Source organism: Oryzophilus luti (assembly GCF_059726245.1).
Genome location: NZ_AP040874.1, coordinates 3,643,469 through 3,667,625, shown reverse-complemented (window position 1 = coordinate 3,667,625; position 24,157 = coordinate 3,643,469). Strand labels below are relative to the sequence as shown.

The 24,157-nt window shown below is 63.6% G+C and carries 26 protein-coding genes; 7 read left to right on the top strand and 19 right to left on the bottom strand.

What is annotated here, in order from left to right:
• Window positions 1–66: 66 nt before the first annotated feature.
• The 9 genes from AC6IZO_RS15745 to AC6IZO_RS15705 all read right to left on the bottom strand — a co-directional run bounded on the left by AC6IZO_RS15745 (window position 67) and on the right by AC6IZO_RS15705 (window position 10,680).
• Entirely contained in the window at window positions 67–657 is a 591-nt protein-coding gene (locus AC6IZO_RS15745; protein WP_497806315.1) for an HPF/RaiA family ribosome-associated protein, read from the bottom strand.
• Between the two features lie 394 nt (window positions 658–1,051).
• On the bottom strand, window positions 1,052–2,245 hold the full coding sequence (locus AC6IZO_RS15740; protein ID WP_497806313.1) for an acyltransferase family protein: 1,194 nt from the start codon (window positions 2,243–2,245) through the stop codon (window positions 1,052–1,054).
• A gap of 33 nt (window positions 2,246–2,278) precedes the next feature.
• Window positions 2,279–3,979: an RNA polymerase factor sigma-54 gene (rpoN, locus tag AC6IZO_RS15735; RefSeq protein ID WP_497806311.1), complete on the bottom strand. Its 1,701-nt coding sequence runs from the start codon at window positions 3,977–3,979 to the stop codon at window positions 2,279–2,281.
• 163 nt (window positions 3,980–4,142) lie between these two features.
• Window positions 4,143–4,871, bottom strand: coding sequence for an LPS export ABC transporter ATP-binding protein (lptB, locus tag AC6IZO_RS15730; RefSeq protein ID WP_497806309.1), 729 nt, complete (start codon window positions 4,869–4,871; stop codon window positions 4,143–4,145).
• A 46-nt stretch (window positions 4,872–4,917) separates the two neighbouring features.
• Window positions 4,918–7,173 carry an LPS export ABC transporter periplasmic protein LptC gene (gene lptC / locus AC6IZO_RS15725; protein WP_497806307.1) on the bottom strand — a complete coding sequence of 752 codons (2,256 nt, stop codon included), beginning with the start codon at window positions 7,171–7,173 and terminating at the stop codon, window positions 4,918–4,920.
• Window positions 7,174–7,254: 81 nt separating this feature from the next.
• Window positions 7,255–7,839: an RDD family protein gene (locus AC6IZO_RS15720; protein WP_497806306.1), complete on the bottom strand. Its 585-nt coding sequence runs from the start codon at window positions 7,837–7,839 to the stop codon at window positions 7,255–7,257.
• Between the two features lie 27 nt (window positions 7,840–7,866).
• The gene (locus AC6IZO_RS15715; protein WP_497806304.1) at window positions 7,867–8,391 is read right to left on the bottom strand and encodes an RDD family protein; all 525 of its coding nucleotides are present in this window, start codon (window positions 8,389–8,391) and stop codon (window positions 7,867–7,869) included.
• 52 nt (window positions 8,392–8,443) lie between these two features.
• Window positions 8,444–10,216, bottom strand: a complete 1,773-nt coding sequence (gene recJ, locus AC6IZO_RS15710; protein ID WP_497806302.1) for a single-stranded-DNA-specific exonuclease RecJ — start codon at window positions 10,214–10,216, stop codon at window positions 8,444–8,446.
• A complete protein-coding gene (locus AC6IZO_RS15705) occupies window positions 10,216–10,680 on the bottom strand; it encodes a hypothetical protein (protein ID WP_497806300.1) in 465 nt (154 codons plus the stop codon). Before AC6IZO_RS15705 ends, recJ begins: the two co-directional genes overlap by 1 nt.
• A 163-nt stretch (window positions 10,681–10,843) precedes the next feature.
• Here AC6IZO_RS15705 and AC6IZO_RS15700 point away from each other — a divergent pair, with 163 nt between their 5' ends.
• Window positions 10,844–11,122, top strand: a complete 279-nt coding sequence (locus tag AC6IZO_RS15700; RefSeq protein ID WP_497806298.1) for a DUF507 family protein — start codon at window positions 10,844–10,846, stop codon at window positions 11,120–11,122.
• Window positions 11,119–11,394, top strand: a complete 276-nt coding sequence (locus AC6IZO_RS15695; protein WP_497806296.1) for a DUF507 family protein — start codon at window positions 11,119–11,121, stop codon at window positions 11,392–11,394. The genes AC6IZO_RS15700 and AC6IZO_RS15695 overlap by 4 nt, the downstream gene beginning before the upstream one ends.
• A 205-nt stretch (window positions 11,395–11,599) precedes the next feature.
• Here AC6IZO_RS15695 and AC6IZO_RS15690 read toward each other — a convergent pair whose 3' ends face one another.
• From AC6IZO_RS15690 to AC6IZO_RS15655, 8 genes are all read right to left on the bottom strand, one after another.
• Window positions 11,600–11,740, bottom strand: coding sequence for a hypothetical protein (locus AC6IZO_RS15690; protein WP_497806294.1), 141 nt, complete (start codon window positions 11,738–11,740; stop codon window positions 11,600–11,602).
• Window positions 11,741–12,715: 975 nt separating this feature from the next.
• A complete protein-coding gene (locus AC6IZO_RS15685) occupies window positions 12,716–13,033 on the bottom strand; it encodes a hypothetical protein (protein WP_497806292.1) in 318 nt (105 codons plus the stop codon).
• Window positions 13,026–13,217 carry a hypothetical protein gene (locus AC6IZO_RS15680; protein ID WP_497806290.1) on the bottom strand — a complete coding sequence of 64 codons (192 nt, stop codon included), beginning with the start codon at window positions 13,215–13,217 and terminating at the stop codon, window positions 13,026–13,028. The genes AC6IZO_RS15685 and AC6IZO_RS15680 overlap by 8 nt, the downstream gene beginning before the upstream one ends.
• Window positions 13,214–13,417 carry a hypothetical protein gene (locus AC6IZO_RS15675; protein WP_497806288.1) on the bottom strand — a complete coding sequence of 68 codons (204 nt, stop codon included), beginning with the start codon at window positions 13,415–13,417 and terminating at the stop codon, window positions 13,214–13,216. Before AC6IZO_RS15675 ends, AC6IZO_RS15680 begins: the two co-directional genes overlap by 4 nt.
• The gene (locus AC6IZO_RS15670) at window positions 13,380–13,688 is read right to left on the bottom strand and encodes a hypothetical protein (protein WP_497806286.1); all 309 of its coding nucleotides are present in this window, start codon (window positions 13,686–13,688) and stop codon (window positions 13,380–13,382) included. The genes AC6IZO_RS15675 and AC6IZO_RS15670 overlap by 38 nt, the downstream gene beginning before the upstream one ends.
• Entirely contained in the window at window positions 13,685–14,182 is a 498-nt protein-coding gene (locus AC6IZO_RS15665) for a tyrosine-type recombinase/integrase (protein WP_497806284.1), read from the bottom strand. Before AC6IZO_RS15665 ends, AC6IZO_RS15670 begins: the two co-directional genes overlap by 4 nt.
• A gap of 191 nt (window positions 14,183–14,373) precedes the next feature.
• Window positions 14,374–14,646, bottom strand: coding sequence for a hypothetical protein (locus AC6IZO_RS15660; protein ID WP_497806282.1), 273 nt, complete (start codon window positions 14,644–14,646; stop codon window positions 14,374–14,376).
• A gap of 304 nt (window positions 14,647–14,950) precedes the next feature.
• Window positions 14,951–15,433 carry an arsinothricin resistance N-acetyltransferase ArsN1 family B gene (locus AC6IZO_RS15655; RefSeq protein ID WP_497806280.1) on the bottom strand — a complete coding sequence of 161 codons (483 nt, stop codon included), beginning with the start codon at window positions 15,431–15,433 and terminating at the stop codon, window positions 14,951–14,953.
• A gap of 56 nt (window positions 15,434–15,489) precedes the next feature.
• Between AC6IZO_RS15655 and queG the strand changes: the two genes are divergently transcribed.
• From queG to AC6IZO_RS15635, 4 genes are all read left to right on the top strand, one after another.
• Window positions 15,490–16,554: a tRNA epoxyqueuosine(34) reductase QueG gene (gene queG, locus AC6IZO_RS15650; protein WP_497806278.1), complete on the top strand. Its 1,065-nt coding sequence runs from the start codon at window positions 15,490–15,492 to the stop codon at window positions 16,552–16,554.
• A 34-nt stretch (window positions 16,555–16,588) separates the two neighbouring features.
• A complete protein-coding gene (locus AC6IZO_RS15645; RefSeq protein WP_497806276.1) occupies window positions 16,589–16,942 on the top strand; it encodes a PilZ domain-containing protein in 354 nt (117 codons plus the stop codon).
• A gap of 252 nt (window positions 16,943–17,194) precedes the next feature.
• Window positions 17,195–19,054, top strand: a complete 1,860-nt coding sequence (locus AC6IZO_RS15640) for a hypothetical protein (RefSeq protein ID WP_497806274.1) — start codon at window positions 17,195–17,197, stop codon at window positions 19,052–19,054.
• A gap of 59 nt (window positions 19,055–19,113) precedes the next feature.
• Complete coding sequence (locus AC6IZO_RS15635; protein WP_497806272.1) at window positions 19,114–20,079, top strand: NADPH:quinone reductase; 966 nt, start codon at window positions 19,114–19,116, stop codon at window positions 20,077–20,079.
• 158 nt (window positions 20,080–20,237) lie between these two features.
• Here the strand turns inward: AC6IZO_RS15635 and AC6IZO_RS15630 are convergent, their stop codons facing one another.
• Together AC6IZO_RS15630 and AC6IZO_RS15625 are read right to left on the bottom strand one after the other, a co-directional pair.
• Window positions 20,238–20,441, bottom strand: coding sequence for a cold-shock protein (locus AC6IZO_RS15630; RefSeq protein ID WP_497806270.1), 204 nt, complete (start codon window positions 20,439–20,441; stop codon window positions 20,238–20,240).
• Window positions 20,442–20,845: 404 nt separating this feature from the next.
• A complete protein-coding gene (locus AC6IZO_RS15625; protein WP_497806268.1) occupies window positions 20,846–21,748 on the bottom strand; it encodes a hypothetical protein in 903 nt (300 codons plus the stop codon).
• A 212-nt stretch (window positions 21,749–21,960) separates the two neighbouring features.
• On the opposite strand from AC6IZO_RS15625, the gene AC6IZO_RS15620 reads away from it, so the two are divergent.
• A complete protein-coding gene (locus AC6IZO_RS15620) occupies window positions 21,961–24,075 on the top strand; it encodes a S9 family peptidase (RefSeq protein ID WP_497806266.1) in 2,115 nt (704 codons plus the stop codon).
• The last annotated feature ends 82 nt before the right edge of the window (window positions 24,076–24,157 follow it).

The window sequence follows — 24,157 nt, the reverse complement described above, 5'->3', positions numbered from 1 at the left end:
AAATGCCTCGGAAAGGCAGAGCGGGCGCCCGTGGACGCCCGCCCCGTCGCTTGCAATGCGTGAGTGCTATGGGACCTCGATCAACTCCAGTTTGCCGTCCTTGCGGCGATGCAGCACCTTGGCCTGGTTCTTCGTATCGCGGAAGACAAGCAGGCCACGGTCGCGGAACTCGCATTCCTTGACCGCCTCCTCAATGGTCATCGGACGCAGCGCCACGCAGTCATCGCTCTTGACCAGGTGCGCCTCCGTCACTTTTTGCGTATGCGGAAATTTGTGCACGACAACCGGCACGGCGGTGGCGGCAGTGGCTCCCACCGCAATGCTGGCTTCGATTTCAGGCGCCTCGCGCTTCCAGTCCGGCTTTTTGTCGCGCTTGGTGTCGCGACGCCGTCCGTTGGTCTTCAGCGCCTGCTTCTCGATGTGCTCCAGCGCCTCGTAAACCGCGCTCAGCATGTCGCTGCCTTCGCCAACGCCCACCAACAGATTGTTGCGCCGGCTCACGGAAACTTCCGCCTTACGGCGTTGCTTTTCCGCCGTCAGAATGATCTTGCTCTTGAATTCTCCGAGGATTTTGGCGAGTTTCTCCAGACCCGCTTCGATGTCCTTCTTGAGGGACGTGCTGATGGCAAACTGCCTACCCGTGTATTCCACGATCATGGATCCCCTCCTCATGCGGTTCCGGCGAGCCACAGCCGGAACACTTGAAACACACCGGGCGAACTGGCCTTCCAGCGGCCTCCACGCCGCCGGAACTCCGGCCCGCCAGGACCGAACCGCCGCGTAAGCTTGCGCGCGACGCCCACCCCGGGGAGCCCCATGCCGCCAGCCCCGAAAATAGAGGTGGGCTGATCGTTATACCACTCGGCGGGCCTTCGGGCTAGTACAGTCATAGACAATCGTCCGCGATCCCCGGTTGCAGATTCCCTTTCAGAAATCCGTGGAAAAATCCGGGCTTCTGCGCCGTCTTATCCAGCAGGAAGAGAATTGGAAGAAACGCCACGCAGGAAGCATGGCAGCGCGATCATTGCGGCAGTGCTGCGACCGCCCGGTGCTAGGCGGCACCGTCCGGAAGGCCGCACGCAGTAGTCATCGCCAGGGAACGGTCCCGGTACCAGCTAACCAGCCGCTTCCGCAGAGGCTCCTCCAGCAGGCGATGGGACAGGATGCTGACCGCGCAGAGAGCAATGAGATAGCCCCCCAGCATCAGTGCATTCTGCCCCGCGTGCCGGGCTGCTCCCATCTGCAGGCCGAACTGCTGCAGCAGCAGGGTGAACCACGAGTGCACCGGCTCCTGAAGGATGTAGACCCCGTAACTGGCCTCACCCAGAAGCACCATCCAAGGCGTGGCGAAGACGCGCGTCAGCCAGCTTCGTGACATGGCCAGCCCGGCGATCACGGCGGCGAAGCCCGGGTCGGCAATGCCTGCATAGCGAAGCACCAGCGGAATTCGCCCGTTCAGCAGCAGAAGAACTGCCGTAAACGCCAGGCCGAAGATCAACAGCCACCGGCCGCACCGTTGGACCTCGTCTTCGGTGTGCGTCTTCCGGAAGCTGCGTTCCCAGCGTCCGGCAAGAATTCCGATCGCGAATTCCGGCAGGCGAAAGAGCGGAGTGAAGACAACAATGTTGAAGGCATTGCTTCGGCTCTCTCCCGCTCCGTCCAGCCCCTGCCACGCCAGGAAGAGCGGGCCAGCCATCATCAGCGCCCAGGCCAGCAGCCACGCAAGCCCAACCCTTCGGCCGGGGACTCTCCGAACCAGCCACACGGCTGCCACCGGAAACAGCAGATAGAAGAATGCCTCGACGCTGACCGACCAGGAGGGAAAGTTCCAGCGCCAATGCAGGATTCCGCTCCACGCCTGCAGTAGCGTGACGTGCGCCAGCAGGCTGACTGCGAAATTGAACGCCTGGCTGATTCTGCGATCCGAATGCCACACAAACCATGCCAGCAACGGAAAATCCAGGAGCAGGGCGAGAGCGTACGCCGGATAGATGCGGGCAAAGCGCGCGACCCAGAAGCGCCGCGCATCCAGCACCCGATTTTCATCGCGCAGATAAACGTGATGCAGGATGTAGCCGGAGAGGACGAAGAACAGCCCTACTCCCATGAAGCCGTTCTGCACCGCGCTCGGCACGTAGGCACCCGGCAGGGATGATGACCAGAAGTGGTAGAGCACCACGAGGATTGCCGCCACAAACCGCATGCCAGTGAGAGAGTCAATACGTCCGGCTTGTGCTTCCGGCATGCAGAATTCCTCGGGAATGAACTCCTGCGCCAGCTAATTGCGGACGCGGCGCTGGTGCGTGGAGGGGATTTTCATGTCCTCGCGGTACTTGGCCACGGTGCGGCGGGTCACCTGGATGCCCTGCGATTGCAGGATGCGGGTGATCTGCTCGTCGGTAAGCGGGCGCGTCGGGTCCTCTTCTTCGATCAGCTTTTTGACCCGGCGCTTGAGGATCAGCAGCGAGGTGCCGCCGCCCTCCGGGCCGTTGACGCTTTCGCTGAAGAAGTAGCGCAGCTCAAAGACGCCCTGCGGCGTATGCACGTACTTGTTGGCCACGGCGCGGCTGACGGTCGAAGGATGCACGCCGATCTCCTCGGCCACTTCCTTGATCATCATCGGCTTCAACTGGTCGATGCCCTGATCGAGGAAGTCGCGCTGGCGGGCAATGATCGACAGGCAGACCTTAAGGATGGTCTGCTTGCGCTGCTCAATGTTCTTGATGAGCTGGATGGCGGACTTGTAGCGCTCCTTGACGTAGTTGCGCACGTCCTTTTCGGCGGCATCGCGCACCAGCAGCTTTTTGTAAGTCGGGTTCAGGCGGAGCTGCGGCATGTCGTCATCGTTCATGATGACCAGGTACTCGTCGCCCTGTTTGATGAAGGCAACGTCCGGCTCAATCAGCCGCGTGTCCGACTTGTTGTAGCGCAGCCCCGGCTTGGGGTCGAGCGTCTTGATGAGCGTCACCGCCTCATTGACGTGCTCGACGGTGATGCCTTCGGCCTTGGCAATTTCCTTGATCTGCTTGTTCTGGAGCAGCCCCAGATGCTTGTTGACGACCTTGATGGCGTCTTCGGCAATCTCGGGGAAGTTCGGCTCGCCGCCGCGCTCCTCGTGCTGCTGCAACAGGTAATGGAGCTGGGCCAGCAGGCACTCACGCAGGTCGTGCGACGCCACGCCCACCGGGTCCATGTTACGAACCAGGTCGATGGCCTCATGCAGGGCGTCCCGGCCAAACAGCGCCCGGCAGGGCTTCTCCGGCTTGGGCACCAGGCAGGGGCGGACCGTCGCCGTCTGCGATGTCACGGCCTCGGCTGCCACCACCGTCTCCGGGGAGGCTGCGCCGTTGCCGCCATTGGCTTCCGGAGCTGAAATCCTGGCCTGTTCGGCCTCGGCGGCTGCCACTTCCTTGGGATCGATCGGAATCCGGGGCTTGCCGTCCCAGGCCGCCTGCTCCAGCAACTCTTCGTCGGTCGCCAGCAGGTAGCCGTCTTCTTCCAGGTTGCCGATCACCAACTCCGCCGCCGCCCGGACGTCATCCTTCAAATGGATGGCGCCCAACTGCCACATCAGGTGGTCGGTCAGGGTCGTCGGTTTCGACAGAAAGTTCTCAAATGACGGTTTTTCGACGTTTTCGAGGTCTGCGCCGCTGCGGTAGCCGGGGTCCAGGTACTCCTGGAAGAACGATCCAAAGTCGATTTCTTCGAACGGGTCGCGCTCTTCGGGAGTAGGGGCCTCAGGCTCGTCCGTGGGGGTGCTTTCGCGTTCGCGCTGCTCCTCGCGGGCGGCTACTTCATCCAAGGTAGGTACGGTGTCAATGTACTCATCCAGAACCGGGTTCTCGACCAGCTCTTCGTTGATCATGTCCTTGAGTTCTAACTTGTTCAACGCCAGGACACTGACCATTTGCACGAGGCCAGGAGTGAGGATCTGCTTTTGCGCGACCTTCAGGTTCAGTCTGGGTTGCAGTAAGACCATGGACACCGTTCAGTACAGATGAATTCTTACATCACGCATGATTTTACCCCGGTTTTTGTCCTCTGAACGGGATAACGGCATGAAAAATGCAAGAGTAGACTTATTGCCCTGAATTCCGACACTTAGCAAACAGAGATTGCGCAACTGATACGAACTGGCTGGGCTACAGAAGCGTAAAGCTCTCGCCGAGGTACACACGCTTGACTTCCGGGTCACTGCCAAGCTGTTCGGGCGTGCCGGTGCGGAAGATGCGTCCCTCATTGATGATGTAAGCGCGGTCGGTGACCGAGAGGGTCTCGCGGACGTTGTGGTCGGTGATGAGGATGCCGATGCCGCTCTGCTTCAGGTTGCCAATGATCTTCTGCAGGTCGAGCACGGCAATCGGGTCGATGCCGCTAAAGGGCTCGTCGAGGAGGATAAAGGTGGGGTTGATGGCCAGACAGCGGGCAATCTCCACCCTGCGGCGCTCGCCGCCGGAGAGAGCGTAACCCCGGTTCTTGCGGATGTGCCCCAGGCCAAGCTGGTCGATCAGCGACTCCAGCCGGGTTCGGCGCTCCTGCCAGGTGATGGGCTGGGTCTCCAGCACGGCCAGAATGTTCTCTTCCACCGTGAGCTTGCGGAAGACCGAGGCCTCCTGCGGCAGGTAGCTGATGCCATAATTGCGTGCCCGCAGGTACATGGGGACATTGGTGATGTCCTCCTTGTCGGCGCGGACCACGCCGGAGTCGGGCGGCACCAAGCCGACAATCATGTAGAAACTGGTGGTTTTGCCGGCGCCGTTCGGGCCAAGCAGGCCGACAACTTCTCCGCGCGAAACGTGCAGGGAGACGCCGTTGACCACGCGACGGCCGCGATAGGCCTTGCCGAGTTCTTCCACCGAAAGTGTCTGCATGTGCTCTGAACGGGCGGGACTGGCCTGCCTCGCTATCCCTTCTATTCTAGCGGTTTACGCGTGCCCGCGTCACCGTGCGCGAGGTCCCTTCGCCGGCCACGACCACCCTATCATCGCGACTATAGAAGGTCAACGCGTCGCCCCGCAGCGTGCCGTGCTCGGGGTCCACCAGCGTTGGCGGACCGCCGGTGAGCACGAACGCCCCATCGGCGGCGGTATACACCAGCCGGTCTCCGGTGGCGTGGCGGTCGCTCTGCTGAATCACGATCTGCTGCTGCGCAATGATCTGGTCAAGCTGGCTGGGGCCGCTCTGCGCCTTCTGTCCGGCGGCGTGCAGCAGCACCTCGGCCCGTTGCGCCGTCATGTTCATGTCGCTGCCCCGGGCGCGAACCCCGCCGGTGTAGACCGCGCGACGGGTGGAATCCACGTAGGTCAACCGCGCCGCTGAAACCACCATGGTGTTCGTTTTGTTCTTCTTGTCCACCTGCACAAAAACGCTCGTAACGGGCTTGGCGGGCGAGCCTTCCGCCGAGAGCGCGCGATGCTGGCGGTCAAACTCGATGGTCGGGGCCTCCACGGCGTTGGCCGCCTGCCAGAGGCGGGCGCCGCCCGTGTAGCGCGCAATGCCGGTCAATCGTTGAACGCTCACTGCGCTTGAGGTGACGTGCACCGGGTCGGCGGTGGCCAACAGAGCGCCGCCGGGCTCCTGCCGCAGTTCGCTGTAGGTGGTCTTGACCGAGCCCTGCGCGAAGGCGTCGCCACTGGTGCGATTGACGCGGATGCTCTCGGCGGTAATGGTCATGCCGCCATCGACAAGGCGCGGAGCACCGGTCATGGTCAACGTGTCGTCGTCCGGAGAGTAGCGCGCGCGACCAGCCTGGGCACGGCGTCCGCCAAGTTCCTTGGCGCTGGCCGACGGCTCAAAGTAATTCACCGAGCCTTCCTGCAGCACATCACTGAGTCCGCCGCCGGGAGCAAAGCGTGCCAGCAGCGTGCGGCTGGTGGAGGTACGGTCGGGCTTGCCCGGCATGTGCGAAACCACTTTGGCATCCGGCTCGCCGCGAAGCTGCGAGATGCGTCCGGATTCGTCGAACTCGGCATGGAAGCGTGCGGCGGTGATCACCGTATGCTCACCGGCGTTCTGCACGGAGTTGAGCGTGATGGTGCCGGGGCCCCCGGTGTCGCCGGTCGTAAGCTGCTTGCCGTCCTTGACGTTGAGCGCGAGTGCGCCGGTCTGGATCTCGACCTTCTGCGCGTTGCGCGCTCCGGCCTGCGGTGCCTGCCACAAGTGCACATCATCGAGCACATCGACGCGCGCCAGGCGGCTGCCCCCGGCCATTTCGAGCTTGAGCCGCTGCGAGTGTCCAGTAATGGCGTCTTTGGCGCGGCCGGTGAACTGCACCCCGCCGCTGAAGAGCACCGAGCGCAACACGTTGCCATCGCCCATCTCAAGGTTGGCGCGCGGTGCGCGGATGGCCAGGCTGTTCGGGCCGCTCTCGGTCACCTGCACGTCGCCGCTGCCGGTAATGCCCCGCACGTCATTCTCGTCGCTGAGATCAATTTCTACGCGGCTGGCGGTCAGCGTGCGGTCGGGCTGCTCCAGGCGCGCATTATCAAGCACCACCTGGCGCGGCTCCTTGGTGATGCGTCCGTGCATCGCCACCAGCTTCGAGGGCGTCTGCTGCACGCCGGTGGTCAGTTCCACTTCCTTCTCAAGCGTGAGCTGGTTGGTCTTGGAATCGTAGGTGGCGCCGTGGGCGCGGCCGCTGGCCTGCGGCACACGGAATTCAATCACACCATCGGTGTGCGCAATGCCCGATTTCTGGTTGAAGACCAGTCCGTTGGTGCGCAGGTGGATGGGGTTCTTCAATTCCTGAGGAGGCTGGTTCACATTGGGCTGCGCGCCCTGCGCGTTGCCCTGCAGGTCAATGTGGACGTCGCCGACGGCGGTCACCGTACCGGCCTGCGGGTCGTACTCAAAATCGTTGCCGTAAATCTGATCGAAGCGCTTGGAATCGCGCCCGTAGACGATGATGTTTACATCTTTCAGCGACGCCTTGCTGCCCTGCGTGCGCTGCACCACCTTGTTGGCGTGGATGGTAAACAGCGTGCGCCCGCCTTCGCTCTTGGAGAAGGTGAAGCCGTTGGAGCTTTGCTGCACATCGGCATCGAGCTTGGGCGGCAGTTCGCCGGCCCGGCGGTGCTGTTCCAGCTTGGCCGCCCCATAGAAGCCGGCCACCACCAGCACGGTGAGAATCCCGAGCGTGGCAAACCAGAAACGCAAACGCTGAACCGTGGCCATCGTTCCCTATTCTACAGGGTCGCAGGGCGGGCTTTGCGGAGACAGACGGGCATTTCAAAACGCATGGCGCGTTTCGGAACTTTACTGCCGCGTCCGCCACACAAGCGTGCCCGCCATCATGTCATGCAGCGCCTGTTTGCGCTCGGTAAAACCGGCCATCATGTAGCCAATACAGAGCGTGAGAGCCGAAACATACTTGCCGAAGTGGCGTCCGGTGGCGCGCAGGAAGTCGATGCGCTGGCCGTCAAGGTCGGTGACCTTCAGCCCCAGGACCATCTTGCCCACGCTCGCCTGCAGGCTGGAGCTTTCCATCAACGCAAAATAGAGCCACTGCAACACGGCCGAAATCAGAACGAAATGAAGCAGCGTGGGCAGCATCGCAAAACCGTTGCCATGGAAACCGGGCTGCGCGAGATTGTGCCGCAACGCCCGCGTGAACGGATAGCGCACCACCGCCAGCACAAGGCCGTCGATCAGCAGCGCCACCGCTCGCAGCCAGAACCCTGCATATCCAATAGGCGCGAGCGTGGGCATCGTCTGAGAGCTTGCGCGGGCGGGCTGACGCGCGCCGCAGTTGGCGCAGACCGGCGCCTCGGGCGGCATGGCGCTGCCACAGTTGAAACACCACACACTGCCAGGAGGATTCATTGGCGGAATGGCGGACACGGCTTCCCTCCTGAGTTCATCGCCGGTTCACTCCTGGACCACGCGTGTACCGGCCATGCGGTCATGCAGCGTGCGGCGCTTGGGATCAAACAAACAGACGGCGAAACCACTCATCAGCAGAAATGCGGAAAGAAACTTGGTGGCGTGGCGTGTGAGGGCTGTGCCAGCGGTAATGGGGACGCCGCTCTCCGTTACCACGCGAATGCGGAACAACCGCTTGCCCGGCGTGGCGCCGCGCCGCGTCACCATCTTCAGGGCTTCCACAATCAGGCCGGAGGCCAGCCACGTGCAGAAGATGAGAATGCCGATGAGCCAGCGCGCCGTGAACTCATCCAGTCCAATGTCGTCATGCACGGCTTCCATCAGCCACATCAGCGGCAGTGAGACTACGAAGGTCAGCGCCGTGCCCAGCAGAAGGTCCACCAGTTGTGCGGCAGCGCGACGCAGCACGCTGGCTGGGCGCAACTCGCGAACCACGGGCGCCGGTGGTGTCTCTTCGCTCACCTCGGGTTGTGTCTCCCCCACCACTGTTTGCATGTTGCGCAGAAGCATACGTTTCCGGCCAGTGGAACGCAACGGCCATTCGCGGCCCGGATTTCGCGCGCTAATTTCCGGACGGAGTGGTGGGACGGAAATCGCGCAACACGAGCTGCAACTGCCCGGCGACTTCGTTCCAGTTGTTGCGCTCCACGCGGAAAGCAACGTCGAGCCGCTCGCCGCCTGCCAGCGGAGTCTTTTGCAGGCGCTCTGCCATGCGCCAGCCCAGCGCATCAATCAAGCGCGTGTAAGGCGCGTTGGCTCCGGCTTCGGGGGTGCGCTTGAGCCGCAGCTTCAGGTGCTTCTCCTTCAGGATGCGCGGCTCACCGGCAGTCTCCACCGCGCGCGCGACAAACACCGGCTCGGGGTTGGCGTTGCCGAATGGCTCCATCTGAGAAAGCTGCTCCCAGAAGACGGGCGTCAACTCTTCCAGCGGCAGTTCGGCATCGAATTCGAGCGTTGGCGTCAGGTCGGCTCCGGCCAAGTGCTCGCGCGCATATTCCACAATGCGCCGACGCGCCTCAGGCAAGAACTCGGTCTTCATGGCGAAGCCAACAGCAGCGGCGTGTCCGCCGTGGCGCAGGAAGAGGTCCGCACTGGTTTCAATGGCATTCAGCAGGTGGAAGCCCGGGATGGAGCGTCCCGAACCGTGCGCCTCGTCGCCATCAATGGAGACCACCAGCGCCGGACGGTTGGTGCGCTCCACCACACGCGAGGCGCAGATACCGATAACGCCGCGATGCCAGCCTTCTCCGCTGACGATGACGCACGGCGCGGTGCGCAGCTTCGGGTCCTCGTCGAGCTGGTGGTTGATGGCCTCGGTGATGCGTGCTTCCTCGGCCTGCCGCTCGGTGTTGAGCCGGTTCAGGCGCTCGGCGATCTCGGCGGCCTTGGCCGTATCGCGCACCGTGAACAGCTCCACCACGTCGCGAGCCACGTTCATGCGCCCGGCGGCATTCATGCGCGGAGCAATGCGGAAGGCCACCTCGGTCGCGGTAAGCCCGCGCCCCTGGTTCAACTCGGAGACCGCCAGCAGCGCCTTCAGCCCCGGGTTGCGCGGATCGCTCAAGGCCTCCAGACCCAAACGGGCAAAGACGCGATTTTCATTCAGCAAGGGAACGGAATCCGCGACAGTGGCGATGGCCACAATCTTCAGGAACGATGGCACGGCGCGCTCACGCCCGGCACGCTCCAGCAGCGCCTGCGCCAGCTTGAAGGCCACGCCCGCGCCGCACAAACCCTTGCTCGGATAGTTGCATGCCGGATCGTTCGGATTGAGCACGGCCAGCGCGTCAGGCAGCCCCTGCGCGGCGGTCAGGTGGTGGTCGGTCACAATCAGGTCCACGCCAACGCGCTTGGCGGTCTCAGCCTCGGTAAAGGCGCGTATGCCGGTGTCGACGCTGATGATGAGGCGCACGCCGTTGGCGGCCGCGCGCTCAATCACGTCATCGCGCATGCCATAGCCTTCCAGCAGACGATGCGGCACGTGGAAATCGCAGACACCACCGAGCAATTCAATGGCGGTCTTCAGGATGACGGTCGCCATGGTGCCATCCACGTCGTAGTCGCCGTAAATGAGCACCGGCTCCTTGCGCGCAATCGCCGCCTCAAGCCGCTCGACGGCTTCCTTCATCCCGCGCATCAGGTAGGGCGAGTGCAGGTCTTCAAACTTGGGGTTCAGGAAGGCTCGGGCGGTCTCCGGCTCGGCCATGCCGCGCTTAACAAGCAAACCGGCCACCACAGGCGCGAGTTTCAGCTCTTCCGCCAGACGGAGGCGCGCGGTTTCAAATTCAACGTGGGAAAGGGCGAGACGAGGCTCGCGCGGTTGCCAGCGCGCCATCAGTGCTCGTCGTCCAAGTCGGACTCATCGAAGGTGATGCCTTGGAATTCATCGGCCTGATCGAGCAGCCGCTGATAGCGCTCGTACCACTCGCAGGAGGTTTCGCAGAGGAACATGACGCCCTGATAGGGGAATCCGAGCTGTATATTGCCGGTCTTGCCCAAGTAGCTGCGCAGCCAGCGAGCGTCCTCGATGTCATCCTCGTCCGGATAATTCATGCGCTCCAGGCGGCGGATGAGGTAGTCGAGGTCCGGACGCAGCAGCGTGACTGAGTTTACGGTGAGGAACGGCGCGCCGCTCGCCTTCGCAAGCTCCACAAAGTCCTTCCAGCCGTCGGCCTTATCGCCACCCTCCCAGAGGACGCTGCTCATCTCGTCCGGCACGTAGCCGTGGAAGCGCTTCATTCCCTGGCCTTCGATGAAGGCCGTCATGTCGTCCAGCAGGGTGCTCAAATCGTCATTCATGGCAGAATCCGTGTCCAAAGCCTGCGCAGCGGCCTTCCGGCGCCTCTGCGGGGCCACGGGCGGACACCATCATACTCCGAACGTGGCCACCGGAGCCGGGGATGAGACGGAGGCTTTCCCTGTGTTAAACTAAGTTGTTTCCGCACTCGGATTTAGGGCACTTATGCTGCTTTCGAAAGAATACGTGGGCTACCTGGCCCGGCAAATCGTCAAGCGTTTGGAAGAGAAGAAATACGTTCACACGCAGAACGAGCCTGCTGTCGTGGAGCGCGTCAACACTGCCCTGCTCGATGAACTCACCATGGAAGACCGCATCAACGAGGAAGTCCGCGTCATCCTTGAGGCGTACTCGGAGGAGATGCGCAAGACCGGCGCCGAGTACCACGAGATGTTCAAGAAGGTGAAGAACGAACTGGTTCGCAAGTACAAGGCGGTGCTATGAGACTCAGCCGCGATAAAGTCAACAAACTCGCCAGCCTCACCACCGAAATGTTGGCCAAGCAGACGGATGTGGAATTTCTGGAGCCTTACGACGACGTCCGCCAGATGCTGCGCGCCATCCTGGAAGACCTGCTGAACGACGAAGAGAAACTCGACAAGGCCGCCCGCCAGATGATCGAATCCCAGCGCCGCATCATCACCGAGGGCACGCCCGAGTGGGACATCCTTTACAAGAAGTATTACAACGACCTCGTCCGAAAGCTCGGAATCTAGCTAAGTCGTTTGCGGTGAACGCTCGGATGGACGCAGTTTACGCAGGTGTCCACGTGGTGTCCACTGAAATGTCACTTTGAAATCGGTTTGGTGTCCACCAAGGACACCACGAAGGCCCGGTGCGCGAGCGCCGGGCCTTTGCTATTGCTGGGAGAAATGGGGGCATGGCGAGAGGGAAACAGGGGGGTGGGGGTGCAGCGCCCCACTACGTGGGGCGCTGCATGGCGGTGAGGCCGCCCCCGGCGGCGGCGACGGCGGCACGGGCCGCGTGCAGGGTGGCGTGCTGCGAGGCCGGGGCGTGGGCGAGGGCCTGCGAGAGTGCGCGGTAGGCTTGCCGCAGGTGCAACAAGGCGGATTGGGCGGGTGTTGCGATGGCTGGCGCGGTGGACATGGCGGAACCCCCGTGGGCTGGTTGCCCGGCGATGGTGGAGCGAGCGGGCGGCGACTCAAGGCCGCGCGCAGCGCGCCGCGTGAGCGGGCGGAGCGAAGCGGAGAGCCTTGACCGCCGCCGGACAATGGCCGGACGCCGGGCAGCGGGGACGTGAGGCGCAGGCGAAGGCGTAGGCGGGGTGGCCCGGAGCGGAAGTCAAGGGGGAGCGGCCCGCCGTTGGCGCGGAGCCAGCGGCAAACCGCTGGCGAAGCTGCGAACGGCGTGGCCCGCCGCAGCGCAGCGGAGGCGGCTGGCGCAGCCAGCGCGGAGGACATGGAGCGAAGGGCCAGCGCGCCAGAGCCGGAGCCTCACAGGGGCGCGGGCGGCGGCGTGAGGTTGCTTTTGGGGTTGGGTTTCGTGCCCTCCGCGATGGTCTTCCAGAAGGCGGTGGCGCTGGCCCGGCAGGGGGCGGTTGCCCCGCTGGGCAACCCCGCAGCGTTGGCTTGCAAGGCGCAGCCGCCGCAAACAACGCGAGGGGCGCGGCGGGAGGCCGGGCACGTAGAGCGACGAGCGCGGGGGTGCCCGGAGGGCACGCGAGGAGCGATGCCCGGCCCGGGGCGCGCCGCAATCAGAATCAGCGCGAGGCGGGGCACGGCGACTGACGCGAGCGAAGCGAGTGGCGGGAGACGTGCGACAAGGCCGCCGAGCCACCTTGCGAGATTTGTTCCGGGCTGCGATGCCGTGCTGGAGATTCGACCGAGCGAAGCGAAGGAGCGGCGCGAAGCGTGGAGGCTGTGGGCGAGTGAATCTGTGCGGCTGGCCCCGGCTTGCCGTGGGCGTGGCGTTCGCCGGGTGCTACCCGGTTGCTCCGGAGCCAACAGCACGGCCCCCGGCAAGTCGCCCTGTACCACTCGCCGGGAGCCTAGCAGGCCACAACTGCGCGCCAGTGTATCACTCGCGCGCGGGAGTGGGCGGCTTGCGCGGCGGCTCGGCCGTTGCCACGCTGGGCATTGGCTTGGCCTCCGCGTTGCCGGTGGTGACCCAGCCGAGCGTGGCACCGTGGCCGTAGCGGAGCGACATGCGCGCCTTGCGGATTGCGCTGGTTTCGTCCGTGGCGTTGGGCACGGTGACCTCGACTGAGGCGGTGTCATTCCAGAGGCGCACGCGCCACGACTGCACGGGCGCTGCGGCCGGAGCCGTGGCGGAAGTGCTCGGGCCGACCTGGGGGCTTGGTTCGTGGGTTGCTACTGGAGCGTTGGTCTTACGCATGTTCGTTCCTCCGTGGGATGGCGTCGGCCATGCTGCACCAACGCAGATTGTGGGGTGGCTCCGTGAGGGCGGAGCGTGCCCGGTTGACGGCCTCGGTGGCGTCGGCGGCGAGCACGCAGAGCGTGGCGGTGCGCGCCGTCTGGTCTTGGTAGAAAGTGACCTCCCACCAGTGGCGGCCGGTCATGGGTGCTTGCTCCGCACGGTGCGCCGCGCCGGGCGTGCGAGCGCAGCGAGCACGCGGCGCAGGCGCGCCATGCACACGGCACGATCACGCAGCAGGGCGGCGTGCTCGCGGCTGGTGTGGGGTGCCTTCAACTCGGCGCGGATGCAGCGCAGAGTTGCAAGTTCATCGTGCAGAGCTTCGCGTTGCTCTTGCCTTGGCATGTGGCGTGCCTCCGATGGCCGACAGGGCCAGTTGCAGCGCATACAGCGCTTTCGAGTAGTTGGTGGCGATGTGCTTCTCCGGCATGGCGAGCAGGGCGTTGCCGATGGAGCACGCGGCGTGAGCAATCCACTCGCGAGTGATGACCTCGGGCACGGTTAGGCCGATGAGCACCTGACTAAGCTTGGTCATTCCGTCGAGTGGTGCGACGGTGACGTTTGTCCCCGGGACGTAGGGCTTGACCTTGCGCGGGCCAGTGATTGGGCGGGTCATGGCTGGCCCGCCTTGGCCGCGAGCACGGCTTCGATGGTTTCCTGTTCGACGGCTTTAACGCGGCTCTCGAGGTACTTGAATGTGACCGCGATGTTGTCGTGGCCGAGCAGGGATTGCACCACGTGCAGGTCGCGGGTGACCTCGTAGGTGTTGACCGCCATCGTGCGGCGGAGGTCGTGGAGGCGGAAGCCGTGGACGTCAGCCTTCGCCGCAAGTTCGGCGAGTTGGCGTCGCAGTGCGCCGTAGCCGAGTGACCGCCCCGCAACGCGGCAGACGAACGGCCCGGCGCCAACTGGTACGCGGCTGAGTTCGTCGGCCAGCCGCTTCGACGCGGCGACGGCGATGCTCTTGCCGTGCTTGGTGCGCGTGACGATTTGGCGTTCCGTTGCGCTCCAGTGCTGGTCGCTTATCTGCATCGCGGTCTTGGCGCGGAGGGCCGTGTCGTGACACAGCAGCAAGAGCAGCCGCAGGTGTGGCGGTGCGAGGGCGAGCATTCGATTCAGCGCGTCGCGGGGCACGGTGGTTGTGCGCGCCGCTGGAGTTGGCACGCGGGGCACCCACTGCCCCAAGCCCTTTGGTGCGCCGAATGCCTCCAGCTTGCGGAGTAGCCGACGCATTGAGTGACCGAAGGTGTAGCGGGTTTGCGGTGCCCACTGGCGCACCTCCGTGCGCGAGCAGATGTTGGTTACGTCTTGCGGCGTGAGTTCGCGGGCGGTTTTGTGGCCCGCTTCCGCGATGAGGTCACGCGCCGCGACGTAGGCTGCGCGTGCTTGGCCGCCGTTGGTCGAGCGGGCTTCGGCGCGGAGAAGGCGGGCGAGAGGTTCTTCCGCACCGGTGCTTTTTTTGCGCGCTCAGATTCGGCACGCGATTGCATGAGGTCTTGAAATTCGGCGGCGGCTTCTTCGCTGATGAAGGCTTTGCGGTGGCGCTTTCCGCTGGCGTCGCGCCAGTCGGCCATGTACTTGTTGCACCGTTTCTGCATGGTGTCCTCTGGAGATCGGCACAAATTGCCGGATTTCCGGGGGTTCACCGCGCCTTGGATATTACAACGACCTCGTCAAGAAGCTGGGCATTTAGTAGGACCGAATTGACCGGAGAGACATGCAACCCGCCGCGAGGCGGGTTTTGTTTTGTGCGATGGGTCGAACAACGACACAGAAAAGCGAGGTGTCCAGTGCGCAGACACTATTCTGTTCCTGAGGTGTCCGCTGTGGACACCTCTTTCCAGTCGCCATGAATTGGAGCAGTGGGGCGGCAGTCGATTACAACATTCGCTGCCAGAAGCCGAAATCCACCCAGCGGTCGAACTTGCGGCCGACTTCACGCATCTCGGCCACCTTCGCAAAACCGACCTTCTCATGCAGCGCAATGCTCGCCGGGTTGGGCAACGCGATGCCGCCGATGGCCGTGTGGAAGCCGCGTATGCGCAGCTCATCCATCAGCGCCATGTAGAGCCGCGTGCCAATGCCGTGTCCGCGCGCTTCGGGCGCCAGATAAATAGTGGTCTCCACCGTGTGGTCATAGGCGGCGCGGGTGCGCCAGCGCGAGGCATAGGCATAGCCCACCACTTTGCCTTCGCTCTCATAGACCAGCCACGGATAATGCGTGGTGATGCTCTGGATGCGCTTGGCCATTTCCTTGGCGCTCACCGCTGCTTCCTCGAAGCTCACAGTGGTTTCCAGTACGAAGGGGTTGTAGATGGCGACGATGACAGCGGCGTCTTCCGGCTTCACGCGTCGGATCATGGCGGCTCCTTCGAGAGAGTGTAGACCGGAAGCCGCCGGGTGATAATAGGCAAACCGTGGATGCGCTGCGAAAAATCGCGTTGGACGCCGCCCGCGCCGAGGGCTTCGACCTGGCGGGCATTGCCCCGGCTGCACCGCTGGCCGAGTTGGCAGCCTTCCCCGCGTGGATTGCTGACGGCTTCCACGGCGAGATGGCCTACCTGGCCAAGCGCAATGAGCACGGCGACCTGAAGCGGGCGGCGCTGGCCAACGCCGCGCCGTGGGCGAAGTCCGTGGTGGTCTGCGCCATCAACTACAACAGCGCGCAGCCGTATTCGACGGCCTGCACCGACCCTGCTCATGGATGGATCTCACGCTACGCGTGGGCGGCGCGCGATTACCACGACGAGGTTCTTGAACGCCTGCGCCGCGCCGAGGCCCGCATCGCGGAAGCCGCAGTGGCCGCCGGTCAATCCGCGCCGCGCACATGGTGCTACGTCGACACCGGCCCGGTGGTGGAGCGGGTGCTGGCGCTGCACGCCGGCATTGGCTGGATTGGCAAGAACGCCTGCCTCATCAACCAGCAGCTTGGTTCGTGGCTGTTTCTCGGCGTTATTCTCACCTCGCTGGAGCTGGAGCCATCCGTGCCCGCGCCCGACCGTTGCGGGAGCTGCACGCGCTGTCTCGACGCCTGCCCGACCGAAGCCTTTACCGCGCCGCGCACGCTCGATGCCCGCCGCTGCATCTCCTACCTGACGATTGAGAAGCGAGGCCCACTGCCCGAGGAGTTGCGCGAGAAGATGGGCCGCCACCTGTTTGGCTGCGACATTTGCCAGGACGTTTGCCCGTGGAACCGCCGCGCACCGGCTTCTGCGGCACCCGAGTTTGCGCCGCGTGCCGAACTTGTCAATCCCTCGCTGGAGTGGATTTCCGGTATGAATGAGGACGAATTCCGGCGGGTCTTCCGCGGCTCGCCCATCAAGCGGACACGGCTCGCAGGCCTGTTGCGCAACGCCTGCGTGGCCATGGGCAACAGCGGAGACCAGCGGTTCATTCCGCGTCTGCGCGAGCTGTGCGTGCATCCGGATAAGGTGGTTGCCGGGCACGCGCGCTGGGCGCTGGCGAAGCTGGAAAAGCTCTGAATCCGTCCGCCACACGCGGGCGTCTGAGGAACCTATGAAGCAGGATCTGTTCGCCAACCGGATGTGGCAACGCCGTCGCTTCGACTTCCGCGTGCGCGTGAGCATCGCGGCACGCTTCGGCCCCATTGAGATTCACGGACGCACCCGCGACCTCTCCTTCGGCGGATTGGGCGTGGTGCTGACGCGCGAACTGCCAGAGGGAACGCCCGCCATCATCAGCCTGCGCACGCCGGTGCTGCGCCGCGACAGGACCGTGCAGGAACCACGCGAGTTTCACTTTCCGGCCATCCTGCGCCACCGCCGCGGCTTCCAGTGCGGCTTCCAGTTCCTGCGCTTGACCCCCGAAGCGCGCCTCTTCGTCCAGCAGTTACACCGCGCACTCCCCTAGCCCCCGCGTCTGCGGCCGGCAGTCGCGCAGCGGCGTTACCGCCTCGCGCCCGCGGCCGGCAGCGGCTTGCCGCGTTACCCGTCTTAGCGCCCGCGGCCAGAAGCACCGAAGGTGCGTTACCCGTTACACACAACTGTCCATGTCTCCACGACAATACTTTTTGCTTCAAAGCACGGGCACGGAAGGCGCATCTTCACGCCCTGCCCACGCGGCGGCTTTGGTGATAGCATCTGCCGCAGAGAAGGGACCCCTGTGAAACTCACGCGCGTGCTCATCTCCGTGCTATTGCTGGCCACCCCGGCGATGGTGTGCGCGCAGGAGTGGCGGCAGGCACGCACGCCCGGTGCGCTGCTGCTCACCGACCAGCGCGAGAGCGAAGCGCAGCAAACGGCGGTGCGGCTGGAACAGGTACGCGAGCTGTTCGGCGAATTGCTCCACCGGGATTCACCTCACCTGGCGCGGCCGTTGCGCATCATCCTTGCCCGGCCCGCTTCTTATGCGGCTGAACCGCTGCTGGCGCAGATGACACCGGAGATGCCCGCAGGGGGCTTCCAGCGCGATGAGGACATCCTTGTTGCCGACTCCTCCGCCCCGAGCGCGATGAACGCACTGTCAGCGCTTTATGCCAACCGGCTGCTGGAATCCAACTATCCGCGCACACAGCCGTGGTTCGACCTCGGCATTGCCGAGCTGATCGGCTCGGCCCGTTTCACCGCGAAGGAGATGCAACTGGGCGGCCCGCATCCAGACCTTCCGATGCAGGCGCACTGGATCCCCGTGCCCCAACTGTTCGCCGCCGCGCCCAAGGCCCCAGAACACGCAAGGGTGAACATGCGCGAGCTGCGTGCCTGCGCGCAGGGCGTGGACGCGAATGACTTCGCCGCCGAAAGCTGGACGGTGGTGCGCTGGCTGCTGGCCAACCAGCGCATGAATGACGCGGGCAATTATTTCGGCCTCGTCATGACGCAGGGCGCCACGGTTGAGCAGGCCATCACAAAGTCCTTCGGCTCCTCTCCCGCGGAGCTGGACGCCGAATTGCAGCAGTTTGCGCGGCAGATGCCGAAGGCGATGACGCTGCCACTGCCCTCCAGCACGCTTCCGCAGAGCATTCCGCTCGAAAAGGTGGCGGCGAACGAGGCGCGTGCGGCATTGGTGGAGGCCGCCGCCAGCATGATGGATGACCCGGCACCGGCCGCCGCGCGGCTACACCAGGTGATGGAGGATGAACCGCGCAACGCCCGCCTGCACCATGCGCTGGCCGTGCTGGCCATGCGCGGCAACCAGCCGGAGTTGATGATGGAGCACGTGCGGCGCGCCCTGGAGCTGAACCCCGACGACGCACTGATGCACTTCTATTTCGCCATCAACCTGAATCGTGGCGCGCGCGACACCATCCGCGTGGAGAGCGCCTCGGCGCGGCTGCGCGGCGAGTTGGGCAACGCCATACGCTGCTACCCCTCGCTGGCCGCGGCCCATGCGCTCTACGGGCTTGCCCAGGCATCGGGCGATCACTTTCCGGAAGCTCTCCAGGAGCTGGGCGCGGCGCGGAAGCTGGCGCCACGCGACGACCAGATTGCGCTCTCTTTGGCACGCGTGATGGCCGCCAGCAAAGCGCTGGAAGGCGCACGCCGGCTGCTGACGGTGCTGCAATTCAGTCCACAGCCGGCGATTGCACGCGCGGCTCGCGAGGAGTTGGCCCAGGTGGGGCACGAGCAGAAGCAGCGCCGCCTCTGGGAGCAACTGGCCGCCGAACAGCAGCGCGGAACCGAGCCGAACTCGCAGGCCCATGACAGGCTGGGCGTGATTCCCGATACCGACGAAGCGTTGCGCAAGAGCGAGGCTCCGCCGGATACGCGCAAGATTGAGTTCTTCAAGGGACGCATCGTCTCCGTCAGTTGCGCGGCCGATGGCACGGCGCTGCTGCGGGTCTCAGGCAATGGTGCTCTGCGTACCTTCAAGGCCGCCAACTACCCGAACACGCTCCTGATTGGGGCCGAGCGCTTTGACTGCGCGTGGCGTGATGTTGCCGCCAATATCAACTACAAAGCCGGCGGCGGAACCGATGGGGATGTTGTGAGCATCGAAGTTTCTATAGCGCCTGCGCGCCACTGACCTGGTTCAGCGAAAGCCGCCCGCGAGCAGCCAGAGAGTTTTGTAAAGAAGGAGATGCCATGATCGCCATACAGGTAAGTGAATTTGGAGGGCCGGAGCAGCTTGTGCTCAAGCATGACGTGCCGGACCCGACACCCGGCATCGGTCAGGTGCTGATCCGAGTGCATGCCGCAGGCGTGAACCCTGCGGATACCTACACGCGCACCGGCACCTACGCCGTCAAGCCTGCGCTGCCTTACACGCCCGGCATGGATGGTGCGGGCAATGTGCTGGCGGTTGGCGCGGGCGTGACGCGCTTCAAGGCCGGGGACCGTGTCTACATTGCCGGGCCACTCTGCAATACCTATGCCGAGCGCACAGTGGTCGACGAAGCGCGCGTTCATACGCTGCCGGATAGTCTCACTTACTCGCAAGGCGCGGCCATCGGCATACCGTTCGCCACCGCCTGGCGCGCCCTGTTCCAAAAGGCTCACCTCAAGGCCGGGGAGACCGTCTTCGTGCATGGAGCCAGTGGCGGCGTGGGACTGGCGGCGGTGCAATTGGCCAAGCTGCATGGAGCCAAGGTGATCGGCACGGCCAGCACCGACCGTGGACGCCAGTTGGTGCGCGACAACGGCGCCGACCAGGTCTTGGATCACCATTCGCCGGAGATGGCACAGCAGCTTGCCACGCTCACCGGCGGACACGGGCCGAATGTAATTCTGGAGATGCTGGCCAATCTGAACCTGGCGCGAGATATGCAGATGGCCGCGCGCGGCGCGCGCATCGTCATCATCGGCAACCGTGGCACCATCGAGGTGAATCCGCGCGACGCCATGGCGCGCGACCTGGTCATCTACGGCATGGTGCTGTTCAACTCCTCCGCCGAGGAACTGGCCGAGAATTATGCCGCACTGGGCAAGCTGCTGGCCGGGGGCAAGCTGAAACCGGTCGTCGGGCGCGAGTTTCCGCTGGAGCAGGCCGCAAAGGCCCACGAGGAAGTGCTCAAGCCGGGCAGCTACGGCAAAATTGTGCTGCGGCCATAACCATTTTGTATTGGAACAAAACGAAAGCCCCTCACCAGTGAGGGGCTTTCAATCTGGGAGTTACGCGGACCGCTGGGGGGTGGAGTCTGCGGGCGCAATCAGCGCCAACTGGGTGGATTCGGAACCGGCGGGCCTCACGGCGCCACCGCAAATCCGGGTTAGCCGCGGCTGACGTTCTGCGCCTGAAGGCCCTTGGGGCCCTTCACGCACTCAAACTCGACCGTTTCGCCCTCATTCAGAGTGCGATAGCCGTTTTCCTGAATGACCGAGTAATGAACGAAAACGTCTTCCCCGGTGCTGCGCTGAATGAAGCCATAGCCCTTCGCGCCATTGAACCACTTCACAGTACCCTTCTCTCTCACAACAAACTCCTTTCCAGAATGCTGATCCGCGCGGCTGGCATGAGTTTCCGCCGCCGTCGTACGGAGTTATTTCCTGGGTTGGTCTCCTGTCCCGAGCCACCGCCACAAAAAAACTCGGGCTACCGGATCTTGTCCCATGCAGCAATGGCGCCACTGGCCATCGCTTGCAGTGGAACAACACCCGGAAGCCCGGATTTCCTCGTACGTCTGACCGCTGACTGAAACATCAACCTGATGACTGGCTCCTAGCCAGACTTACCCGACAGATTCAGGTAAGTAGCGCATGATTGCAAGAAGTTACCGAATATGCAAGCGACGCAGCGCACAGACCTTTGTGATAAGGCACCAACAGAGAAAAGCCGCACCCAAAAGGTGCGGCCTCCGTGCAAATTGCACTGAGTCAATTATTTGGGAGACTTGGGCGTCGCCTCTGGCGCGCTCTTAATCTCTTCGCCCTCGAAGAGGATGCGGCTCTTCGACTCAAATCGCTTGTAATTCGTGTACTTGATGACCTGTTTGATGTGTACGTCGTTCAGGTCAAAGTGCAGCACATCGTCCACTTTTGTGTAGGTCGGGAACCAGTATTTGCCATCGATCTGCTCGCGCCAGGTGGTGAACTTGGGGAACAGATTCTGGTTCTCCACGCTCTTGCGCTTCTTCTCACTCAGCTCAGTGACAGGCTTGCCGTTCACCAGGTCCGGCACACTCTTGCCAAAGCTTTTGACAATCTGCAGGTCATGATCGTCGACCCATATGCGCCCCTGAAAGTAGCGCTTGCCACGCTCGATCTTCTTCGGCGCCACGTCGAAGACGAAGGTATTCAGCTCGTCTTCCTTCTGCTGGCCAACATAAAGCACGTCATACTGCGGCAGTTCCTCGGCCGTGACCGTGAACGGCATGTGGTTCTCAAAGTCGTCGAGGTCTTCCTTGGTCAGCTCGATTTCGCGCAATGTGTTTTGCGGCGCAAACAGGATGTTCTCGGTGCGGCGTCCCTTGTCGTCAAAGACCACGTCGAAGACGTTGCGGTACTCGCCGGTAGGGGTGTTGCCGTCCATGGTCTGCACGCGCACGTCCTGCCGCCAGGTGTACTGCTCGCGGGCACGCTTGAAGTCGGCTTCCTTCTGCGTGAAGCCCTTGACGATCTGCTCCACCGCGATGCCCTTGGGCTGCTCCTCGCGCAGGGGGCCTTCCTGCGCGGCCATCGGCACGCCAGAGAGATACAGCACCACGCCCGCCACCCAGAACAGCAGACTCGCGCAACCCAGCAACCAAGGTGCGAGTCGATTGGAATTACATGTCGACGCCATCGCCTTCAACCTGTCGTATGAAATTGGGCCTGCGTCGGCCCTTCCGGTTGGATGCCACCGGCCTGCGCGCGATGCACCCAAGTCTGTTCGTACCTGCTTTCTATTCGACGCGCCAGCGCGGCAGCCGTCAACCGGCGGCCGTGGCCGCGGCTTGCCCCAGCGTGTAAACTTCTGGGTTGGAGCCAAGCTCTCTTTTTCCACCCGGAGTTGCCATGAGATATCTCTCGCGCTGTCGCCTGATTCTTGCCGCATTGCTCGTCCTCACGCTCGCCCTGCCGCTGGCCGCCGAAGCCAAGCGCCCCTTCACCTTTGAAGACATGATGAAGCTGAAGCGCGTGGGCGACTTCGCGGTTTCGCCCAACGGAAAGTGGGTCACCTTCAGCGTGGTCGACGTCTCGCTCGAGGCCAACACCAGGAAGTCTCACCTGTGGATTGTGCCCGTCGCGGGCGGCGCCGAGCGCCAGCTCACTAACGGCGCGGGCGAAGACCGCCTGCGCTTTGCCCCGGACGGCAAGCGCGTGCTCTACACCGGCACTACCAAGGACGGTCAGTCGCAGATCTTTGTGCAGGCCTTTGACACCGCCACGGGCACGCTGACCGGCGAGCCGATGCAGGTGACGAGCATCTCCACCGAAGCCGACGGCGCGCTCTGGTCGCCCGACGGCAAGCAGATTCTGTTCGCCAGCACCGTCTACCCGGAATGCACGGATGACGTCTGCAACAAAGCGAAGGACGAGGCCAAGGCAAAGAGCAAGGTGAAGGCGCAGGTCTTTACGAAGCTGTTCTACCGCCACTGGAACCGCTTCAGCGACGGCAAGCGCTCGCACCTGTTCCTGGTTTCGGGCGAATGCGATGCCAGCACCGGCAACGCAGCCTGCGCGGGCAAGGACCTTACCCCCGGCGACCGCGACGTGCCGCCCTTCTCGCTCGGCGGACAGGACCAGTACCAGTTCTCACCCGACGGAAAAGAGATTGCCTACGCCAGCAACCCGGACGAGGTGGAGGCAACTAGTACCAACAGCGACATCTATATCCTCTCGCTGACCGATCCGCAGGCGAAGCCGGTGAACCTGACAGCCGAGAACCACGGCTCGGATTCGACGCCGATGTATTCGCCCGACGGAAAGTGGATCGCCATCCGCTCGCAGTTCCGCCCCGGCTATGAGAGCGACCGCTTCCTCCTGCGCCTGATCGACCGCGCGAGCCGCAAGATCACCAACCTGACCGAGGGCTTTGACCGCTGGGTGGAGTCGATGGCCTGGGCGCCGGATTCAAAGTCGCTCTACATCACAGCCACCGATGCGGGCGAAGCGCCGATCTATGAACTGGCCGTCACAGGCGGTGCACCGAAGCTAATCGTGCGCGGCACGAATGATTCGCCGACGCCGACTGCCGATGGAAAGACAATCGTCTTCGCGCGAAATTCGGTACGTTACCCGAACGCAATCTTCTCGATTCAGCTTCCGGTAGCCGATGCAAAGGCCGCCCAGGCGCTGGAACTCAACAAGCTGAACGATGCCGTGCTCTCGCAGATTCAGATGCAGCCGGCGGAGCCGTTCTGGTTCACCGGTGCGAAGGGCGACAAGGTGCAGGGCTTCGTGGTGAAGCCGCCGGACTTCGACGCCAGCAAGAAGTATCCGGTGAAGTACCTGGTGCACGGCGGGCCGCAGGGCTTCTTTGGAGATGACTGGTCGTTCCGCTGGAACCCCAATCTTTTCGCGGCCAACGGATACGTCGTGGTGATGGTCAACTTCCACGGCTCCACCGGCTATGGACAGGCCTTCACCGACGCCATCAACGGCAACTGGGGCGGCGCTCCGTTCGAGGACCTGATGAAGGGCCTCGACTACGCGGAGAAGACATTTACGTATATCGATAAGGACCGCGAGTGCGCGCTCGGCGCCAGCTACGGCGGCTACATGGCCAACTGGCTGCTCGGGCACACCACGCGCTTCAAGTGCATCGTCTCGCACGACGGCATGTTCAACCCCGTTTCCGCCTACGGTGAAACCGAGGAGCTGTGGTTCAACGAGTGGGAATACAAGGGCACGCCGTGGACAAACCCCGAGCTTTACGCCAAGTGGAGCCCGGCGGCGGCGGCAAAGAACTTCAAGACGCCGACGCTGGTGGTGCACGGCCAGCTCGACTACCGGCTCGATGTGGCCGAGGGCTTCCAGCTCTTCACCACTCTGCAGCGGCTCGGCGTGCCGAGCAAGATGCTCTACTTCCCCGACGAGGGCCACTGGGTACTGAAGCCGCAGAATTCGCAGCTCTGGTACAAGACGGTGAACGAGTGGTGCGATGAGTGGGCGAAGGAAAAGAAGTAGCAGGCGACGCCAACTGGAGTACAAGCAGTTCGCACGTACCCGGTTGGCAAGCCGAAGAACCAGGTTTTCCAGTTGCAGGTTT

Coding starts and splice junctions, on each gene's coding strand:
- AC6IZO_RS15685 (WP_497806292.1), bottom strand. CDS start 13,033: ATGCGTAAGACCAACGCTCCAGTAGCAACCCACGAACCAAGCCCCCAG.
- AC6IZO_RS15670 (WP_497806286.1), bottom strand. CDS start 13,688: ATGACCCGCCCAATCACTGGCCCGCGCAAGGTCAAGCCCTACGTCCCG.
- AC6IZO_RS15700 (WP_497806298.1), top strand. CDS start 10,844: ATGCTGCTTTCGAAAGAATACGTGGGCTACCTGGCCCGGCAAATCGTC.
- AC6IZO_RS15660 (WP_497806282.1), bottom strand. CDS start 14,646: ATGGCCGACTGGCGCGACGCCAGCGGAAAGCGCCACCGCAAAGCCTTC.
- AC6IZO_RS15665 (WP_497806284.1), bottom strand. CDS start 14,182: ATGCTCGCCCTCGCACCGCCACACCTGCGGCTGCTCTTGCTGCTGTGT.
- AC6IZO_RS15635 (WP_497806272.1), top strand. CDS start 19,114: ATGATCGCCATACAGGTAAGTGAATTTGGAGGGCCGGAGCAGCTTGTG.
- AC6IZO_RS15675 (WP_497806288.1), bottom strand. CDS start 13,417: ATGCCAAGGCAAGAGCAACGCGAAGCTCTGCACGATGAACTTGCAACT.
- recJ (WP_497806302.1), bottom strand. CDS start 10,216: ATGGCGCGCTGGCAACCGCGCGAGCCTCGTCTCGCCCTTTCCCACGTT.
- AC6IZO_RS15625 (WP_497806268.1), bottom strand. CDS start 21,748: ATGGCGTCGACATGTAATTCCAATCGACTCGCACCTTGGTTGCTGGGT.
- AC6IZO_RS15695 (WP_497806296.1), top strand. CDS start 11,119: ATGAGACTCAGCCGCGATAAAGTCAACAAACTCGCCAGCCTCACCACC.
- lptB (WP_497806309.1), bottom strand. CDS start 4,871: ATGCAGACACTTTCGGTGGAAGAACTCGGCAAGGCCTATCGCGGCCGT.
- AC6IZO_RS15680 (WP_497806290.1), bottom strand. CDS start 13,217: ATGACCGGCCGCCACTGGTGGGAGGTCACTTTCTACCAAGACCAGACG.
- AC6IZO_RS15645 (WP_497806276.1), top strand. CDS start 16,589: ATGAAGCAGGATCTGTTCGCCAACCGGATGTGGCAACGCCGTCGCTTC.
- AC6IZO_RS15715 (WP_497806304.1), bottom strand. CDS start 8,391: ATGCTTCTGCGCAACATGCAAACAGTGGTGGGGGAGACACAACCCGAG.
- AC6IZO_RS15655 (WP_497806280.1), bottom strand. CDS start 15,433: ATGATCCGACGCGTGAAGCCGGAAGACGCCGCTGTCATCGTCGCCATC.
- rpoN (WP_497806311.1), bottom strand. CDS start 3,979: ATGGTCTTACTGCAACCCAGACTGAACCTGAAGGTCGCGCAAAAGCAG.
- AC6IZO_RS15745 (WP_497806315.1), bottom strand. CDS start 657: ATGATCGTGGAATACACGGGTAGGCAGTTTGCCATCAGCACGTCCCTC.
- AC6IZO_RS15705 (WP_497806300.1), bottom strand. CDS start 10,680: ATGAATGACGATTTGAGCACCCTGCTGGACGACATGACGGCCTTCATC.
- lptC (WP_497806307.1), bottom strand. CDS start 7,173: ATGGCCACGGTTCAGCGTTTGCGTTTCTGGTTTGCCACGCTCGGGATT.
- AC6IZO_RS15740 (WP_497806313.1), bottom strand. CDS start 2,245: ATGCCGGAAGCACAAGCCGGACGTATTGACTCTCTCACTGGCATGCGG.
- AC6IZO_RS15620 (WP_497806266.1), top strand. CDS start 21,961: ATGAGATATCTCTCGCGCTGTCGCCTGATTCTTGCCGCATTGCTCGTC.